12 protein-coding genes are annotated in these 15,045 nt (G+C 56.9%); 4 read left to right on the top strand and 8 right to left on the bottom strand.

What is annotated here, in order from left to right; translation table 11 throughout:
* Position 1 precedes the first annotated feature (1 nt).
* Positions 2 to 1,297, top strand: a complete 1,296-nt coding sequence (locus tag ACR0IU_RS11960; RefSeq protein ID WP_480716426.1) for a 3-deoxy-D-manno-octulosonic acid transferase — start codon at positions 2 to 4, stop codon at positions 1,295 to 1,297.
* Between the two features lie 77 nt (positions 1,298 to 1,374).
* Here ACR0IU_RS11960 and ACR0IU_RS11965 read toward each other — a convergent pair whose 3' ends face one another.
* From ACR0IU_RS11965 to ACR0IU_RS11985, 5 genes are read right to left on the bottom strand one after another with little or no spacing between them, the layout of a single operon-like run.
* On the bottom strand, positions 1,375 to 2,538 hold the full coding sequence (locus ACR0IU_RS11965) for a M20 aminoacylase family protein (RefSeq protein WP_480716427.1): 1,164 nt from the start codon (positions 2,536 to 2,538) through the stop codon (positions 1,375 to 1,377).
* Positions 2,539 to 2,555: 17 nt separating this feature from the next.
* Positions 2,556 to 3,719, bottom strand: a complete 1,164-nt coding sequence (locus ACR0IU_RS11970; RefSeq protein ID WP_480716428.1) for a M20 aminoacylase family protein — start codon at positions 3,717 to 3,719, stop codon at positions 2,556 to 2,558.
* Positions 3,720 to 3,733: 14 nt separating this feature from the next.
* Positions 3,734 to 4,900: a M20 aminoacylase family protein gene (locus tag ACR0IU_RS11975; RefSeq protein WP_480716429.1), complete on the bottom strand. Its 1,167-nt coding sequence runs from the start codon at positions 4,898 to 4,900 to the stop codon at positions 3,734 to 3,736.
* Between the two features lie 20 nt (positions 4,901 to 4,920).
* Positions 4,921 to 6,087 carry an acetylornithine deacetylase gene (argE, locus tag ACR0IU_RS11980; protein ID WP_480716430.1) on the bottom strand — a complete coding sequence of 389 codons (1,167 nt, stop codon included), beginning with the start codon at positions 6,085 to 6,087 and terminating at the stop codon, positions 4,921 to 4,923.
* Positions 6,088 to 6,092: 5 nt separating this feature from the next.
* Positions 6,093 to 7,913 (bottom strand): ABC transporter ATP-binding protein, encoded by a 1,821-nt coding sequence (locus ACR0IU_RS11985; protein WP_170476593.1) that lies wholly within the window; start codon positions 7,911 to 7,913, stop codon positions 6,093 to 6,095.
* Between the two features lie 285 nt (positions 7,914 to 8,198).
* Here ACR0IU_RS11985 and ACR0IU_RS11990 point away from each other — a divergent pair, with 285 nt between their 5' ends.
* The 3 genes from ACR0IU_RS11990 (at position 8,199) to ACR0IU_RS12000 (ending at position 11,977) form a co-directional block, all read left to right on the top strand.
* Positions 8,199 to 9,905, top strand: coding sequence for a peptide ABC transporter substrate-binding protein (locus ACR0IU_RS11990; RefSeq protein WP_010442802.1), 1,707 nt, complete (start codon positions 8,199 to 8,201; stop codon positions 9,903 to 9,905).
* 91 nt (positions 9,906 to 9,996) lie between these two features.
* Complete coding sequence (locus ACR0IU_RS11995; RefSeq protein ID WP_010442803.1) at positions 9,997 to 11,004, top strand: ABC transporter permease; 1,008 nt, start codon at positions 9,997 to 9,999, stop codon at positions 11,002 to 11,004.
* Positions 10,997 to 11,977 carry an ABC transporter permease gene (locus ACR0IU_RS12000; RefSeq protein ID WP_170775653.1) on the top strand — a complete coding sequence of 327 codons (981 nt, stop codon included), beginning with the start codon at positions 10,997 to 10,999 and terminating at the stop codon, positions 11,975 to 11,977. The genes ACR0IU_RS11995 and ACR0IU_RS12000 overlap by 8 nt, the downstream gene beginning before the upstream one ends.
* A gap of 6 nt (positions 11,978 to 11,983) precedes the next feature.
* Here ACR0IU_RS12000 and ACR0IU_RS12005 read toward each other — a convergent pair whose 3' ends face one another.
* The 3 genes from ACR0IU_RS12005 to ACR0IU_RS12015 form a co-directional block, all read right to left on the bottom strand.
* Positions 11,984 to 13,120, bottom strand: a complete 1,137-nt coding sequence (locus tag ACR0IU_RS12005) for an MFS transporter (RefSeq protein ID WP_480716431.1) — start codon at positions 13,118 to 13,120, stop codon at positions 11,984 to 11,986.
* A 69-nt stretch (positions 13,121 to 13,189) separates the two neighbouring features.
* Positions 13,190 to 14,467 (bottom strand): DUF3422 family protein, encoded by a 1,278-nt coding sequence (locus tag ACR0IU_RS12010; protein ID WP_480716432.1) that lies wholly within the window; start codon positions 14,465 to 14,467, stop codon positions 13,190 to 13,192.
* Positions 14,468 to 14,573: 106 nt separating this feature from the next.
* Entirely contained in the window at positions 14,574 to 14,930 is a 357-nt protein-coding gene (locus tag ACR0IU_RS12015) for a VOC family protein (protein WP_480716433.1), read from the bottom strand.
* Positions 14,931 to 15,045: the final 115 nt, after the last annotated feature.

The following is a 15,045-nucleotide window of genomic DNA, read 5'->3' on the forward strand; positions in this document are numbered from 1 at the left end:
AATGCCCGAAAACCCACAGCCTACTCTGCTGTACAAATTGTACTGCGGCCTGATGACGACCGCCGAACCGCTGGTCTGGCGTAAAGTCCGTGGAAAACTGCAGGCTGCAGGCGTCTCCAATACTCGCCAGCAGGAACGGCTGGGCCATGCCAGTCTGCCTCGCCCTCAAGGGCAACTGATCTGGTTCCACGCCGCCAGTGTAGGTGAAAGCCTTTCGGTTCTAAGCCTGATCAATCGATTGGGAAATCGCTTGCCGGAAGCCGAATTTCTGATCACCTCAGGTACCCCGACTTCCGCCGAACTGATCGGGAAACGCCTCCCTGCGCGCACCCGCCATCAATACCCACCGCTGGACAGCGCGGCTCCGGTGCGCCGGTTTCTGTACCATTGGCAGCCCAGTGCAGGCATCTTCGTTGAAAGCGAAATCTGGCCACGATTGATTGTTGAAGCCACCAACAATGGCGCGCCACTGGCACTGCTCAATGCCCGTCTGTCAGACAAATCAGCCACCGGATGGAAAAATCGCCCCAAAACCGCGCGCTTCATTCTGGATCAGTTCAAGCTGTTTCTAACTCAAAACACCAAAACAGCCGACAACCTGATTGCCATGGGCGCTGATGCTGATCGCGTCCAACCCGGCACAAACCTCAAAGCCATGTCTGATCCGCTGCCCGTCCACCAGCAAACACTAGACGCGATCAAGTCACAGATCGCCGGACGCCCAATGTGGATCGCCAGTTCGACGCATTCAGGTGAGGAAGAAATCGTTCTGGCGGCTCATAGGTTGTTGTTGCAGCGTTGGCCTGATCTTCTGCTGCTGCTGATCCCGCGCCACCCTGAACGCAGGGATGATGTCATTAAACTCGCAGGCGATGCCGGCCTGTCGACTGCTCAACGCAGCACGGATCAGCCGATCAGGTCACACACTCAGGTTTATGTCGCAGATACATTAGGCGAAACCGGAACCTGGTACGCACTTTGCCCGATCGTCTTCCTGGGTGGCTCGCTGAAGGAGATCGGAGGCCACAACCCTTTCGAACCTGCGCAAGCTGGGGCCGCGGTAATCACAGGTCCGGGCTTCTTCAATTTTGCCGAAACATTTGCACCCTTGATCGAAACCGGCGGCGCGGTCTTGGTCAATTCTGCCAGTGACCTTTCAGATTCGGTCGCCCTATGGCTGTCGGAAAAGGATGTTCTTGCCGCAGCGCAAACCGCAGCCCAAGCTTGCGTCAACACGCAAAAATCCGCGTTGGACGAGGTGATCGACACACTGTGCAACCACCTTTCACTCCACTGACCTTGGGCACCGATCCCCCTTTTTCTGGCTAAAAATATCCCGGGGAGCGCGAGGGGCTGGCCCCTCGCCTCTCGTCTTCAAGCCGCAGGCATCCGTTGTTCAACAATCTCTGCCCACCAGCTGCATCCTGCAGGAATGGCTTCGTCGTTGAAATTGTACTCCGGGTGGTGAACCATCGCCGTGTCGCCATTGCCCACCAGGATATAAGCGCCCGGACGTTCTTCGAGCATAAACGCGAAATCCTCACCACCCATAACCAGAGGGGCCTCATCACAGCTTCCCGAGACCGACTTCGCCACCTCGGCAGCAAAATCCGTCTGTTCGTCGCTGTTCACCATGACCGGATACCCGCGAATATAGGTCACATCTACCGTTCCACCGAACGTTGCCGCGACACCATTGCAAATCTCATTGATCCGCTTTTCCGCCAAATCACGCATCTCATTGCTCATGGTACGCACGGTACCTTTGATCTGCACCGTTTGTGGAATAACATTGAACGCCTTCGAAGACGTCTCGAACGACGTCACTGACACCACAACCTGATCGATCGGGTCCGCATTGCGCGAAGCAATCGTCTGCAACGCCAGAACCGCCTGAGCGGTCATGACGGTTGTGTCGATGGTCTCCTGTGGCTTCGCGGCATGGCCACCGCGGCCCTCAAAGGTAATGTCAAACTGATCAGTCGCAGCAAAGAACGAACCCGGACGGATGGCGAAACTGCCCACCGGACGGCCAGGCCAGTTGTGCATGCCGTAGACCTCTTGGATATTCCAACGCTCCATCATGCCGTCTTCGCACATCTCACGACCGCCGCCGCCACCTTCTTCGGCAGGTTGGAAAATCACAACGACTGTGCCGTCGAAATTGCGCGTCTCCGACAGATATTTCGCTGCACCAAGCAGCATTGCTGTATGACCATCATGACCACAGGCATGCATCGCGCCATCGGTCTTTGAGGCATAAGCCAGCCCCGTCGCCTCAAGAATCGGCAGCGCATCCATATCAGCACGCAGGCCGATGACCTTTCCGTTGGAATCAGATTTGCCCTTAATCACACCAACAACACCGGTGCGCCCGATCCCAGTGACGACCTCGTCACAGCCAAACTCATTTAGTTTGTCCGCGACCAGGGCGCTGGTGCGGTGAGTTTCAAACAGAATCTCTGGGTTTTCATGAATATCACGTCGCCATTCGGTGATTTCGGCCTGCAATTCAGCAAAGCGGTTCTTAACTGGCATCTTTTCTCTCTCCTAATTCAAGCGGCGGGCATCCGGCGCTCGACCATTTCGGCGAACCATGAACATCCCAGCGGGATGATCTCATCGTTGAAGTTGTATTCGGGGTGGTGCAGCCCGGCGGTATCGCCATTGCCCAGCACGATAAAGGCGCCGGGGCGCTCTTCCAGCATGAACGAGAAATCCTCGCCCCCCATCACCATCGGTGCTTCGCCGCAACTTCCGCCCACCGAAATTGCGGCCTTGGCGGCATAACCCGTCTGTTCCTCGGCGTTGATCGTCACCGGAACCCCGCGCGTATAGGTGACTTTGACTGTGCCCCCGAAGGTCTCGGCAATGCCCTGAGCCACCTCGGTCAGCCGCGTCTCGATCAGGTCGCGCATTTCGTTCGAATGCGTCCGCACTGTACCGCGCACCTGCGCCGATTGAGGGATCACGTTGAACGCCTTCGAAGACGTCTCGACCGAAGTCACCGACAAAACCGCCTGCAAAATCGGGTCCGCATTGCGCGAAACGATGGTTTGCAAGGCCACGATCAGTTGCGACAGCACCACTGTCGTATCAATGGTTTCATGCGGTTTGGCCGCGTGGCCGCCCCGGCCTTCCAGATGAATGTCGAACTCATCCGCAGCCGCCAGCAGTGGTCCGGACCGGATGGCGAACTGACCCGTCGGCACACCGGGTACATTGTGCATGGCATAGACTTCCTGAATGCCGAAACGGTCCATCAGACCATCCTTGCACATCGCCTCGGCCCCGTTTCCGCCCTCTTCGGCGGGTTGGAAAATCACGATGGCTGTGCCATCGAAATTGCGCGTCTCGGACAAGTATTTCGCCGCCCCCAGAACCATCGCGGTATGGCCATCATGCCCACAGGCATGCATGGCGCCATCAGTCTTCGACGCATAGTCGAGACCAGTCTGTTCTTGCATTGGCAGCGCGTCCATATCGGCGCGCAGCCCGATCACGCGGCCCTGCGTGTCGGTTTTACCTTTGATCACGCCAACAACACCGGTCCGGCCAATGCCGCTCACGACCTCATCGCAACCGAACTCTTTCAGCTTTTCGGCCACCAAGGCGCTGGTACGGTGGGTGTCATAGAGGATCTCGGGATGTTGATGGATATCCCGCCGCCAACCGGTGATTTCTTCGTGCATTTCGGCAAGTCGGTTCTTGATTGGCATCTGATCCTCCCAAATCAGGCGACGGGCATTCGTCGTTCCACCAGTTCTGCAAACCAACTGCAGCCGGCGGGTATGGCGTCGTCGTCAAAATTGTATTCTGGGTGATGGCACATGGCCGTGTCCCCATTCCCGATAAAGATGTAGGCTCCGGGCCGTTCTTCAAGCATGTAAGAGAAATCTTCTGATGGCATGATCGGATCGGTACTGTCGTTGACCTTACCTGAGACCGCCTCTGCGGCTTCAGCAGCAAAAACCGTTTCAGCCTCGGAGTTCACGGTCACCGGATACCCTGGTGTCCATGTCATTTTCGCGGTTGCCCCAAAGGCCGAGGCCGTATCTTCAGCGATCCGTCGCACGCGCTCTTCCGCGATCTTGCGATATTCGGGATCAAGCGTACGAACCGTGCCTTGCAGACGTACTGTATGGGCGATCACATTCGAAGCAGCGCTGTCGGTTTCAAATGTTCCGACGGTCAGCACGACACGTTTGATGGGATCGACGGTACGCGACACAACCGATTGCAGTGCAACGACAATATGCGATGCAACCAGCGTCGTATCCACCGCATCATGCGGGGCAGCAGCATGGCCGCCTTTGCCAGTCACCACAATTTCGAACTCGTCTGATGAGGCCAGCAATGCGCCTGGGCGGATGGCGAATTCCCCAACCGGCATCCCGGGCATATTGTGCATCCCATAGACTTCTTGGATGCCCCAACGGTCCATCAGCCCGTCCTGGCACATCGCCAGACCACCTGCCCCGCCTTCCTCGGCAGGTTGAAAGATCAGAACCACGGTGCCATCGAAATTCCGCGTCTCAGCGAGATATTGCGCCGCCCCCAGCAGCATCGAGGTATGCCCGTCATGGCCGCATGCATGCATCTTGCCCGAAACGGTCGAGGCATAATCAAGTCCGGTCGCCTCTTCGATCGGCAGAGCATCCATATCGGCACGCAGTCCGATAACCCGACCCTTCGTATCTTCGCGCCCTTTGATCACCGCGACAACACCAGTTTTGCCGATGCCGGGCGTGATGTCATCGACTCCGATCTCGCGTAGACGATCAACGACAAAACCCGCCGTTTCTTCGACATCGTACAGCAACTCAGGGTGCATATGCAGATGGCGGCGCCACTTGGTGATTTCACCATGCATTTCGGCAAGCCGGTTCTTGACGGGCATCTTAGATCTCCCTTCAGGTGTTATTTGCAGAGACGCTGGACCAGACGCTCCATGAACTTGTGACCCGCAATGAACTGAGAAACTTCTATGAATTCATTTGGTTGATGCGCTTGCGCTATATCGCCGGGGCCGCAAATTACCGCCGAGTACCCGGCCTCTTGGAATTGTCCCGCTTCTGTGCCGTAGCTGACGACATGAGTCGCATTGTCGCCAGTTAGAGAGCGTACAAGTATCTCAGCCTCACCTTCGGTTTCAGGCACCAATGCAGGCACAGCGAAATGATCGGACACGTCTATGCGTGCTTCGGGATGAACGGCCTGAATCCGCACCTCGGCCTGCCGAACCTGATCAAGATAGGCGTCGCGCCATTGTGCAGCTTGTTCGCCGGGTACAACCCGGAAATCCATCATGAACCGGCAATCCTTGGCGGTAATGTTATGCGCTGTGCCACCCTCGATCATGCCGACATGACATGTCGTCCATGGCGGGTCGAATACGGCGGCAATGTCTGATGGTTCCGCCGCCATATTTTCAGCGTTGCGCTGATTGGCCCAATCGATCAGCGGTGCGGCCGCCATAATCGCATTAACACCGGTATGCATGATCGAGCTGTGAACTTCGAACCCCACCACATGTGTGTCGTAGCCGAACCCGCCTTTGTGTCCGGTAACGGCCTGCATCGTTGACGGCTCACCCACGATCACTGCTGAGCCCTTGGGTAAGACCTTCTGCATAGCCTGAATCATCGGCGGCGCACCTGTGCATCCCACCTCTTCATCAACGCTCAGCGCCAGTTGCAGGGGGCGTTTCACATCAGCGTAGTGCGCCTCAACCAGAGCCCAAATCGCCAGTGCGTCAAAGCCCTTCATATCGCAGGTGCCACGCCCGTAATACTTACCGTCTTTCTCGGTTACGACAAAAGGATCTGTATCCCAGGGTTGGCCATCGACCGGCACAACATCCGTGTGCCCCGACAGCACGATAGCACCCTCTTCCCAAGGGCCGACATGCGCGAAAATTGCCGCCTTGTGCGGCTGGTCCGGATCCGGCCAGCGATGGGAGTCGATTCCATGGCTTTGCAGATACCCCTCGACCCAATCCACCAGCGGAAGGTTTGTGTCGCGGCTGACCGTTGGGAACGAAATCAGCCGGGTCATGATTTCAAGCGGCGTCAGGCGTTCGGCCATGGGAATTAATATCCGCTGTCAGTCGTCAACACGAAGTGACCGGGCTCGACCTCATTGTACTCCGATGGCTCCGGCTCGTAACCGATTGGATGAATCGGGGACGGAATAGGCTTGAAGTTCAGATCTTTTTCAGACTTGCGCTTGTTCGGGTCCGCAATCGGAACCGCTTTCATCAAGGCTTGCGTATATGCATGCTGCGGGTTTTCGAATACGCGGGCACGCGGACCCAGTTCGACAATACGCCCCAGATACATCACACCGACATGGTGACTGACTCGCTCGACCACTGCCATATCGTGACTGATGAACAGATAGCTAAGGCTAAGTTCGGATTGCAGCTCCATCATCAGATTCAGCACCTGTGCCTGAACCGAGACGTCCAGTGCCGATACAGCCTCATCCGCGATGATCAATTTGGGGTTCAGCGCCAGTGCGCGGGCGATCGCGATCCGTTGCCGCTGACCACCGGACATCTCATGCGGGAAGCGTCGCATGAAGCTGCGCGGTAGCTGCACTTTATCGAAAAGTTGCGCCACGCGGTCCTGCAATTCGGATCCTGACGCAACGCCATAGTTGCGCATCGGCTCGGCCACCTGATCGACCAACTGCATCTGCGGATTGAGCGAGGCGAACGGATCCTGAAAGATCATCTGCATGTCCAGCCGCGCCTTGCGCAGACCAGCCTGATCCAGCTTCATGATGTCGACACCGTCTAGATCGACCTCGCCCGCCATCGGTTCGACCAGCCGCAGGATCGAGCGCCCTGCCGACGACTTGCCGCACCCAGATTCGCCCACGAGGCTGAGGGTCTGCCCTCGGTTCAGCGTGAACGAGACATCTTCGACCGCATGCACGTTCGAGATGGTCCGGCGCAGCAATCCGCCTTTCACCGCAAAGCGCGTGGTCAGGTTCTTGACCGTCAGCAGAACCTCGTTGGTGCCCGGGATCGGCGCGATGGTCTGGCCTTCCTCACCCAGCAGTTTCATTGGCTCAGGTGCGGCTTTGCCTTGCATCTCACCCAGTTTCGGAACCGCCGCCAACAGTGCCTTGGTGTAGTCGTGCTGCGGGTTCTCGAAGATTTCTTTGACCGTGCCTTCCTCGACCTTGTTGCCGCGGAACATGACCACAACACGATCCGCCATCTGTGCAACCACAGCCATATCGTGCGTGATGAACATCACCGCTGTGCCGGTTTCGCGCTTGAGGCGGTCCATCAGCGCCAAAATCTCGGCCTGAATGGTCACGTCCAGTGCTGTTGTGGGCTCGTCCGCGATCAGAAGGCGCGGCTCACATGCCATGGCCATGGCGATTACCACGCGTTGGCGCATACCGCCGGACAGTTCATGCGGATATTGTTTCAGGCGCCGCTCGGGTTCGGGGATTCTCACCTGCCGCAGCAGCTCCAGCGCGCGGTCCTCAGCCTGCGCTTTGTTCATGTCCTTGTGGATTCGCAATCCTTCAGTCAATTGCCGTCCAACGGTGAACACCGGGTTCAAGGCCGTCATCGGCTCCTGAAAGATCATTCCGATCTCGTTTCCGCGAATCTGTTTCATCAGATCCTGATCGGCACCGGCCAAATTCATCTCTTCGCCATCGCGGCGGTCGAACAGCAATTGCCCGCCCGCAATTTCGCCTCCGCCAAACTCGACCAGGCGCATCAATGACAAGGATGAGACCGACTTGCCCGACCCCGATTCGCCTACGATACAGACGGTTTCGCCCGGATTGACCTCGAACGAGACATCCTCGACCCCGACCACCGGGCCATCTTTTGTTTGGAATTCGACCCGTAGTTTTTTGATCTGGGCAATTGGCTGATCCAGCACGCGCGCTCTCCCCTTGGCGGCTTTTCGGATTGAGTGCCAAACGCTAAGGCCGAGGGATGTGAAAAGTCAAACCGATTGGTCAAAATTCGCACGGCAAGGCTTGCAATTTTCCAAAACTCTGTTTCGATACGCCGCGTAACCGTTTTGGGGAGAGGACGGAAAACTCGTGGGCGAAACTACCGTTTTCGTTTAATTCCATGTTCTTACCCCCTTTGACGGCAACGCCAAATCCGCGGGCATCGCGGAGATAATCGAGACACGTATGTGTCCAACATGGAGTGTATGATGAAAATCAAAACCCTTTTGCTTGGTGCGATTGCAAGCACGGCAATGGCCCCGATGGCCATGGCCGAGCGTGGATCGGACGGCAATGTCAGCATCATTTACTGGCAAGCACCGTCAATCCTGAATCCGTTCCTATCGGGTGGCACCAAGGATGTGGAATCAGCTTCGTTGGTTATTGAGCCCCTGGCCCGGTACAATCAAGACGGTGAGATGGTTCCGTTTCTGGCATCCGAGATCCCAACGGTTGCAAATGGCGGTGTCAGCGAAGACCTGACCTCAATCACATGGAAAATCGCGCCGGGAATCACTTGGTCAGACGGCACACCGTTCACCTCAGCTGACGTTGTGTTTACCGCAAATTATTGCATGGACCCAGAAGGCGGCTGTGCGCAGGTGACCAAATTTGAAGGCGTCACCAATGTCGAGGCTGTCGACGATCTGACTGTCAAAGTCACATTCGATGCGCCGACTCCGTTCCCCTATGGCCCGTTCGTGGGTGGCGAAAGCCCGATCATCCAGGCGGCCCAGTTCGCGGATTGCATGGGGGCCAAAGCGCCCGAATGCACCGAGCAGAACTTTAACCCAATCGGCACCGGCCCATTTGTTGTCACCGAATTCAAGCCCAATGACGTGATCACCTTCAAGGCTAACGACAACTATCGCGACCCGGCGAAACCAGCCTTTGCAACCGTGACCTTCAAAGGCGGCGGCGACGCGACTGCAGCTGGCCGTGCGGTGATGGAAACCGGCGAGTTTGACTATGCCTGGAACCTGCAGCTGGCACCTGAAGTCATCGCGCAAATGCAGGAAGGCGGCAAAGGTACTCCGGTAGCAGGCTTTGGTCCGCTGGTTGAACGCATCATGCTGAACCAGACCAACCCATCGCCAGATCTGCCGGAAGGCGAGCGTTCAACTGCAACGCATCCGCATCCGTTCCTGCAGGATCCGGCCGTATATAAGGCAATGTCGCTGGCCATCGACCGGCCACTGCTGGTTGAAATCGGATACGGTCAGGCCGGTAAGGTCACCTGTAACTGGGTTCCCGCACCTGCGGCGGTGAATTCCGACACCTTCAGCTGCGACACGCAGGACATAGAAGGCGCGAAAAAGCTGCTGGATGATGCGGGCATCGTCGACTCCGATGGCGACGGCGTTCGTGAAAAAGACGGCGTGCCACTGAAAGTGGTCTATCAGACCTCGACCAACGCCGTCCGTCAGGACTTCCAGGCGCTGATCAAAGAGTGGTGGAGCCAGATCGGCATCGAAACCGAGCTGCGCAATATCAACGCATCTGTCTTCTTCGGCGGTGATCCGGGCTCGCCCGATACCTTCCAGAAGTTCTACGCGGACGTTGAGATGTATGCGAACACCTTCAATGGCACCGATCCGCAGTCCTATCTGGGCAACGGCCTGTGCGATAAGGCACCCAAGCCGGAAAGCCAGTGGCAGGGTGAAAACATCAGCCGTTTCTGCAACGCGGACTATGACAAGCTGCACGCACAGCTGGCCGAAACCGCTGGTGCGGATGAGCGCGCGCAGATCGCGCGTCAGTTGAATGACATCATGGTCGAAAACGGCGGTATGATCCCGCTGGTTCACCGCGGTCGTCTGTCGGCGCACGCAAACACTCTGGGTGGTGTTGTCCTGAATGTTTGGGACAGCGAGCTGTGGAACATTGCGGACTGGTACCGCAAGACAGGTTCCTAAGCGTTAGCCTTGCAAAACCGCGCCCCGAACTTCGGGGCGCGGTCATTTGCAGACCACTCCAACAAGAAGACGCATATAAAGGCGCCTCTTAATGCTTAACTTTACCATTCGACGACTGGTGCTGGCGGTTCCGACGCTTCTGTTCATCAGCCTCGTCATCTTCCTGCTCCTCGAACTCGCACCTGGCGACCCGATGGCGCAGGTCCCGCTCACCGTTCCCCCTGAAGTCAAAGAGAAGATGCGTGAGGCGCTTGGCCTCGGTCAGCCGATGCATATCCGGTTCTGGAAATGGATCGTGCAATTCTTCTGGATTGAACCGCAGGTGCTAATCGATGCGATGTTTGGCACGACTTTTTCCGAAGGTGATCTGCGTGTGATTTCGTGGCAGACGCGTTCGCCCGTTATGGACATCGTCGTTCAGCGTATCCCGCAGACCCTGTGGGTTGTTGGCACCGCCTATGTGGTCGCCATTCTGATCGCCCTGCCCATCGGCATCTATTCCGCGTACCGCCAGTATTCCTGGTTCGACCAGATGGGCACATTCGTGTCGATGGTCGGCTTCTCGGTCCCGCCCTTCTTCTCGGGCGTGCTGGTAATCGTGATCTTCTCGGTTCAGCTCGGCTGGTTTCCGTCGATTTACGATACCACCCTGGTGGTGAACAGTTGGGACAGTTTCATGTTGCAACTGAAACAGATGATCATGCCGGTCATGGTTTTGGCGCTGCAGATCACTGCGCAGTTGAGCCGCTTCATGCGCGCTTCGATGCTGGACAATCTCAATCAGGATTACGTCCGTACCGCGCGTGCCAAGGGCCTCAGCGAGTACACCGTGGTCATGGTCCATGTCCTGCGCAACTCAATGATCCCCGTGGTCACCGTGATTGCACTGGGTATCCCGGCCATCTTCGGCGGCGCCATCATCACCGAGCAGGTGTTCAAGGTGAACGGTATCGGCCAATTGCTGATCGGGGCCATCCAGGCCAATGATCTGCCGATGGTGCAGACGCTAACCTTCATCTTTGCGGTGCTGATCGTGCTGTTCAACCTGATCGCCGATGTGCTCTACGGCATTCTGGACCCGAGGATTCGCTATGACTGATCATGATCGTACCGATACGCTGGTCCCGGACGAAGGACTTGCGCCAGCCTCGACCGCTCTGCCAACCACTGACGTTATGGAAGAGCTGACTACGCCACCCCGCAGCCAGTGGCGCGATGTCTGGGACCAGTTCAAAACTCACAAAGGCGCGATGATTGGAGCGATTCTGTTCATCTTCATCGTCGCTGGGGTTTATCTGGGCCCATTTCTTTGGAGCATTGATCCGACGCAAATCGACATTCGCGCGCGGAACCAAGGCCCCAGTTGGGCACATCCCTTCGGGACCGACCAATTGGGCCGCGATATTCTGGCGCGGATGATGTCGGGCGGGCAGACCTCGGTTTCAGTGGGCATCACCGCGATGCTGCTGGCGCTATTCCTTGGATCGTTGATTGGGGTTGTTGCCGGATTCTTCAAACGCCTTGATGGGCCGCTGATGCGCCTGACCGATTTGTTCCTGGCCCTGCCTCTGTTGCCCTTGTTGTTGGTGATGATGCTGCTGTTCCGCGAGCCTTTGTCCGCTGCATTCGGACTGGAACGCGGGATCTTCATCCTGATCGTCTGTGCCATCGGTATCACCTCATGGATGCCCACCGCCCGGATCGTGCGCGGCGATGTGTTGGCAATCAAGGAGCGTGAGTTCGTTCTGGCTGCCCGGTCCATCGGCACCAGCAACACGCAGATCATTACGCGGCATATCCTGCCGAACGTGTTGTCTCCTATCATGGTGTCTGCAACCTTGGGTATCGCGACCGCGATCATCACAGAAAGCGCTCTATCCTTCCTCGGCCTCGGCTTCCCGCCGGACTTCCCGACATGGGGTCGCCTGCTTTTCGACGGCGTCGACTATTTGCAACAATACCCCGAGCGCGTGTTCTGGCCCGGACTTGCAATCTCGCTGACCGTGTTGAGCGTGAACTATCTAGGCGACGGACTACGCGACGCGCTCGATCCGCGTATTCGCGGACGCTAAGCAATCTCAGTCGGCGCGCTTCAGCGCGCCGGCTAGCACAATGATCAGGACGGCCAGCGGCAACAGAACCGCAAACGCCAATCTCAAGGTCATCAATTCCGCCAAGAACCCGATCAGGGGCGGCCCGATCAACAACCCTCCGTACCCCAAAGTCGCAACACTGGCGATCGCCTGCCCCGGTGGGACACGCGGATCATTTGCGGCACGACTAAACGCCAACGGCATGATCACAGCATAGCCGAGCCCCATCAGGGCAAACCCTGCCAGAGCGAGCCCTGCCTCACTGGCTGTTACCACGGTATACACACCCAGTGCAGCGCAGATGCCGCCAAAACGTGCCGTCGCCACGGGCCCAAATCGAGAAATTACAAAACCGCCCGCCAATCTAAACAGCACCATTGTTACCGAGAAAACAGCATAGCCTAGCGCTGCAATGCTCTCAGCGGCGCCTGTCACGTCACGCAGGAAGATCGCACTCCAATCTGCCACCGCGCCCTCACCCAAAGCTCCACAGAGTGCCGTAAATCCAACCAGCACTAAAGCACCGGAAGGCAATGCAAAAACCGATCCTTTCTTGGCTTCCGACCGACGAGACGTCCATTGCACCCAGGACAGAGCCAATGCCAGCCCCACAACGATGCCCCCTGCCAGCAGGAAATGCTGAACCACGCTCAGCCCCATTTGAACCGCAGCATAGCCGCTGAGAGCCCCTACCCCTGCGCCGAGGCTCCACATTGCATGGAACGATGACATGACTGGTTTGTCATAAGCCTGCTCAACTTCGGCGGCCCAAGCGTTCATGGCTACGTCCATCGAACCGTGAAATGCACCAAATACGAACAGGAACGCGGCCAGCGCCCAGAACCCATTCGCAAACGCCAGCAGGATCAGCGAGGCAGTATAAAGAACCGCGATGATCCGCGTGATCGCCACAGCCCCAAACCGATCCGTCAGTTTCCCGGTGATAGGAAAAGAACAAACCGCACCTGCTGCCATAAACAGTAGGCCATACCCTAGTGCCTCGTGGCTTAGTTCCAGCCGGTCGCGTACCGCTGGGATGCGCGAAGCCCAAATGCCAAACAACGCACCATTCAGGATGAACATGGCGGCGACTGCGCGCCATGCGGCCAATATACCGATCACGGAATACCCTCGAGAATTTTGTCAAATTATGACGGTTCTACAGGTCCTTCGGCATTTGGCAAATACCGTCTATTCCAACCGCTTGCGAATCTGACGTATGGCAAGCCAAACTCCCAGTACAACCGGGACTGTCACCGCTGCTGTCAGCATCCCCTTGCTGATCCCGATCTTCGTCAGTGGATGCAGAAAATAGCTAACAAGCGAAACCGCATAATAGCTGATCGCCACCACTGAAAGCCCTTCGACGGTGTGCTGCAACCGCAACGCCAGATCGGCGCGTCGGTCCATGCTTTCCAACAAGGCCTGGTTCTGCGCGCTACGCTCAACATCCACCCGGGTCCGCAACAGCTCACCCGCCCGAATGGCGCGGTCGGATAAGGCTTGCAGGCGACGTTCGGTGGCTTTCACAGTTCGGATCGCAGGGTCATACCTGCGCATCATGAAGTCAGCAAAGTTCTGACGACCCTGAAACCGTTCCTCGCGCAGAACCGTTATCCTCTGGTTGACGATCGCCTCATAGGCTCCGGTCGCCCCAAAACGGAACGAACTGCGCGCGGAAATAGTTTCCAACTCGGTCGAGGTTGACAGCAATTGCAACAACAGGTCGTCGGGGGCTGCGGATTCATCGGTCATCTGGACCATCAGATCAGACAGTTTCTTATCAAGTTCACCGATGCGCGGCATCAGGTCTTTGACGCGGGCGAAGCCAAGCATGGACATCGCTTTATAGGTTTCGATTTCGCAAAGACGCTGGAGAATTCGACCTGTTCTGCGTTGACCGGCAAATTTCGAAACAAACAGCGCAAACCGCATGTGACCGGCCGGGTCGATACGAAAATCGCTGGCGCAAATCGCCGAGTCATCCAGAACGCTAGCCACAGCCAGGCTTTCAGGCTCGAACCAGTCCGACAGCGCTTGCGTGACCAGGGCATCCTCTGACCGCTCGACCACACGCATCATGATCGAGGTGATCCGCCGCCCCGGGCTAGCCATCAGCCAATCGGGCGGGAACACTTCGAAATCCGCGGGATTAAAAGCCCGATCACTGACATTCTGCGCAATGGCCGTGTATGTCACAAACTCGGTATGCTGTTCCCATTTCAGCCAATGGCGCCCGATTTGACCAGCATAATGCGTCGCGCCTGGCTGCGGGTGCTGCGCACCATGGCGATTCAGCAAGTCGATCAGATGCGCCATATCCAGATTGCGATCCCGGGCCGCTGCGGCATCCGTTTTCTTGATCGCCAGAAATACCACGGTGCAGGGTGCTGAAGCCACGGGAAAGGGTCGCGCATGCAGTTCATTGGCCAGCGCATAGCGCAGCGGATGGTCATCTATCGGAGTCATGGATCATTCCCCAAGGCTTCCGGCACTATACGCAGCTCACGGAATACATCAATTATCTTTTTATTTCATATAGTTACGAGGATACAATGGTATACAACCCGCTATGTCATTGATTTGGCTGCCAGAGCTCGATGGGGTTCCCCTCGGGATCGTGAATACGTGCAAATTTGCCAACCTCGCTATCCCAATCAGGATGCGTTTCAACTGTAATTCCGGCAGTCTCTAGCTGTGCAATCATGGCATCCAAATCATCGACACGAAAATTGATCATCCATTGCTGATCAGCCCTGCCGAAATAGTCGGTATCCTGCGCAAACGGCGCAAACACGGTATAGCCTTCACGCTGTTTCCAGGGGACGGGGTTGTAGTGATTAACTCCCAGATGCTCCTCATACCACGCACTCAGAGCCTCCGGATCTTTAGCGCGAAAAAACACGCCCCCTATGCCATTCACTTTCTGCATCTGAATTCTCCCAACATTCGCCCAACGTCACCGTAATACCATATCCGCTTGCTTCATCTGGCCCCAAATACTCCAGGGGGTCCAAGGGGGCAAAGCCCCCTTAATCAAAAAAGAA

It is taken from the genome of Ruegeria sp. CL5, from assembly GCF_056536485.1.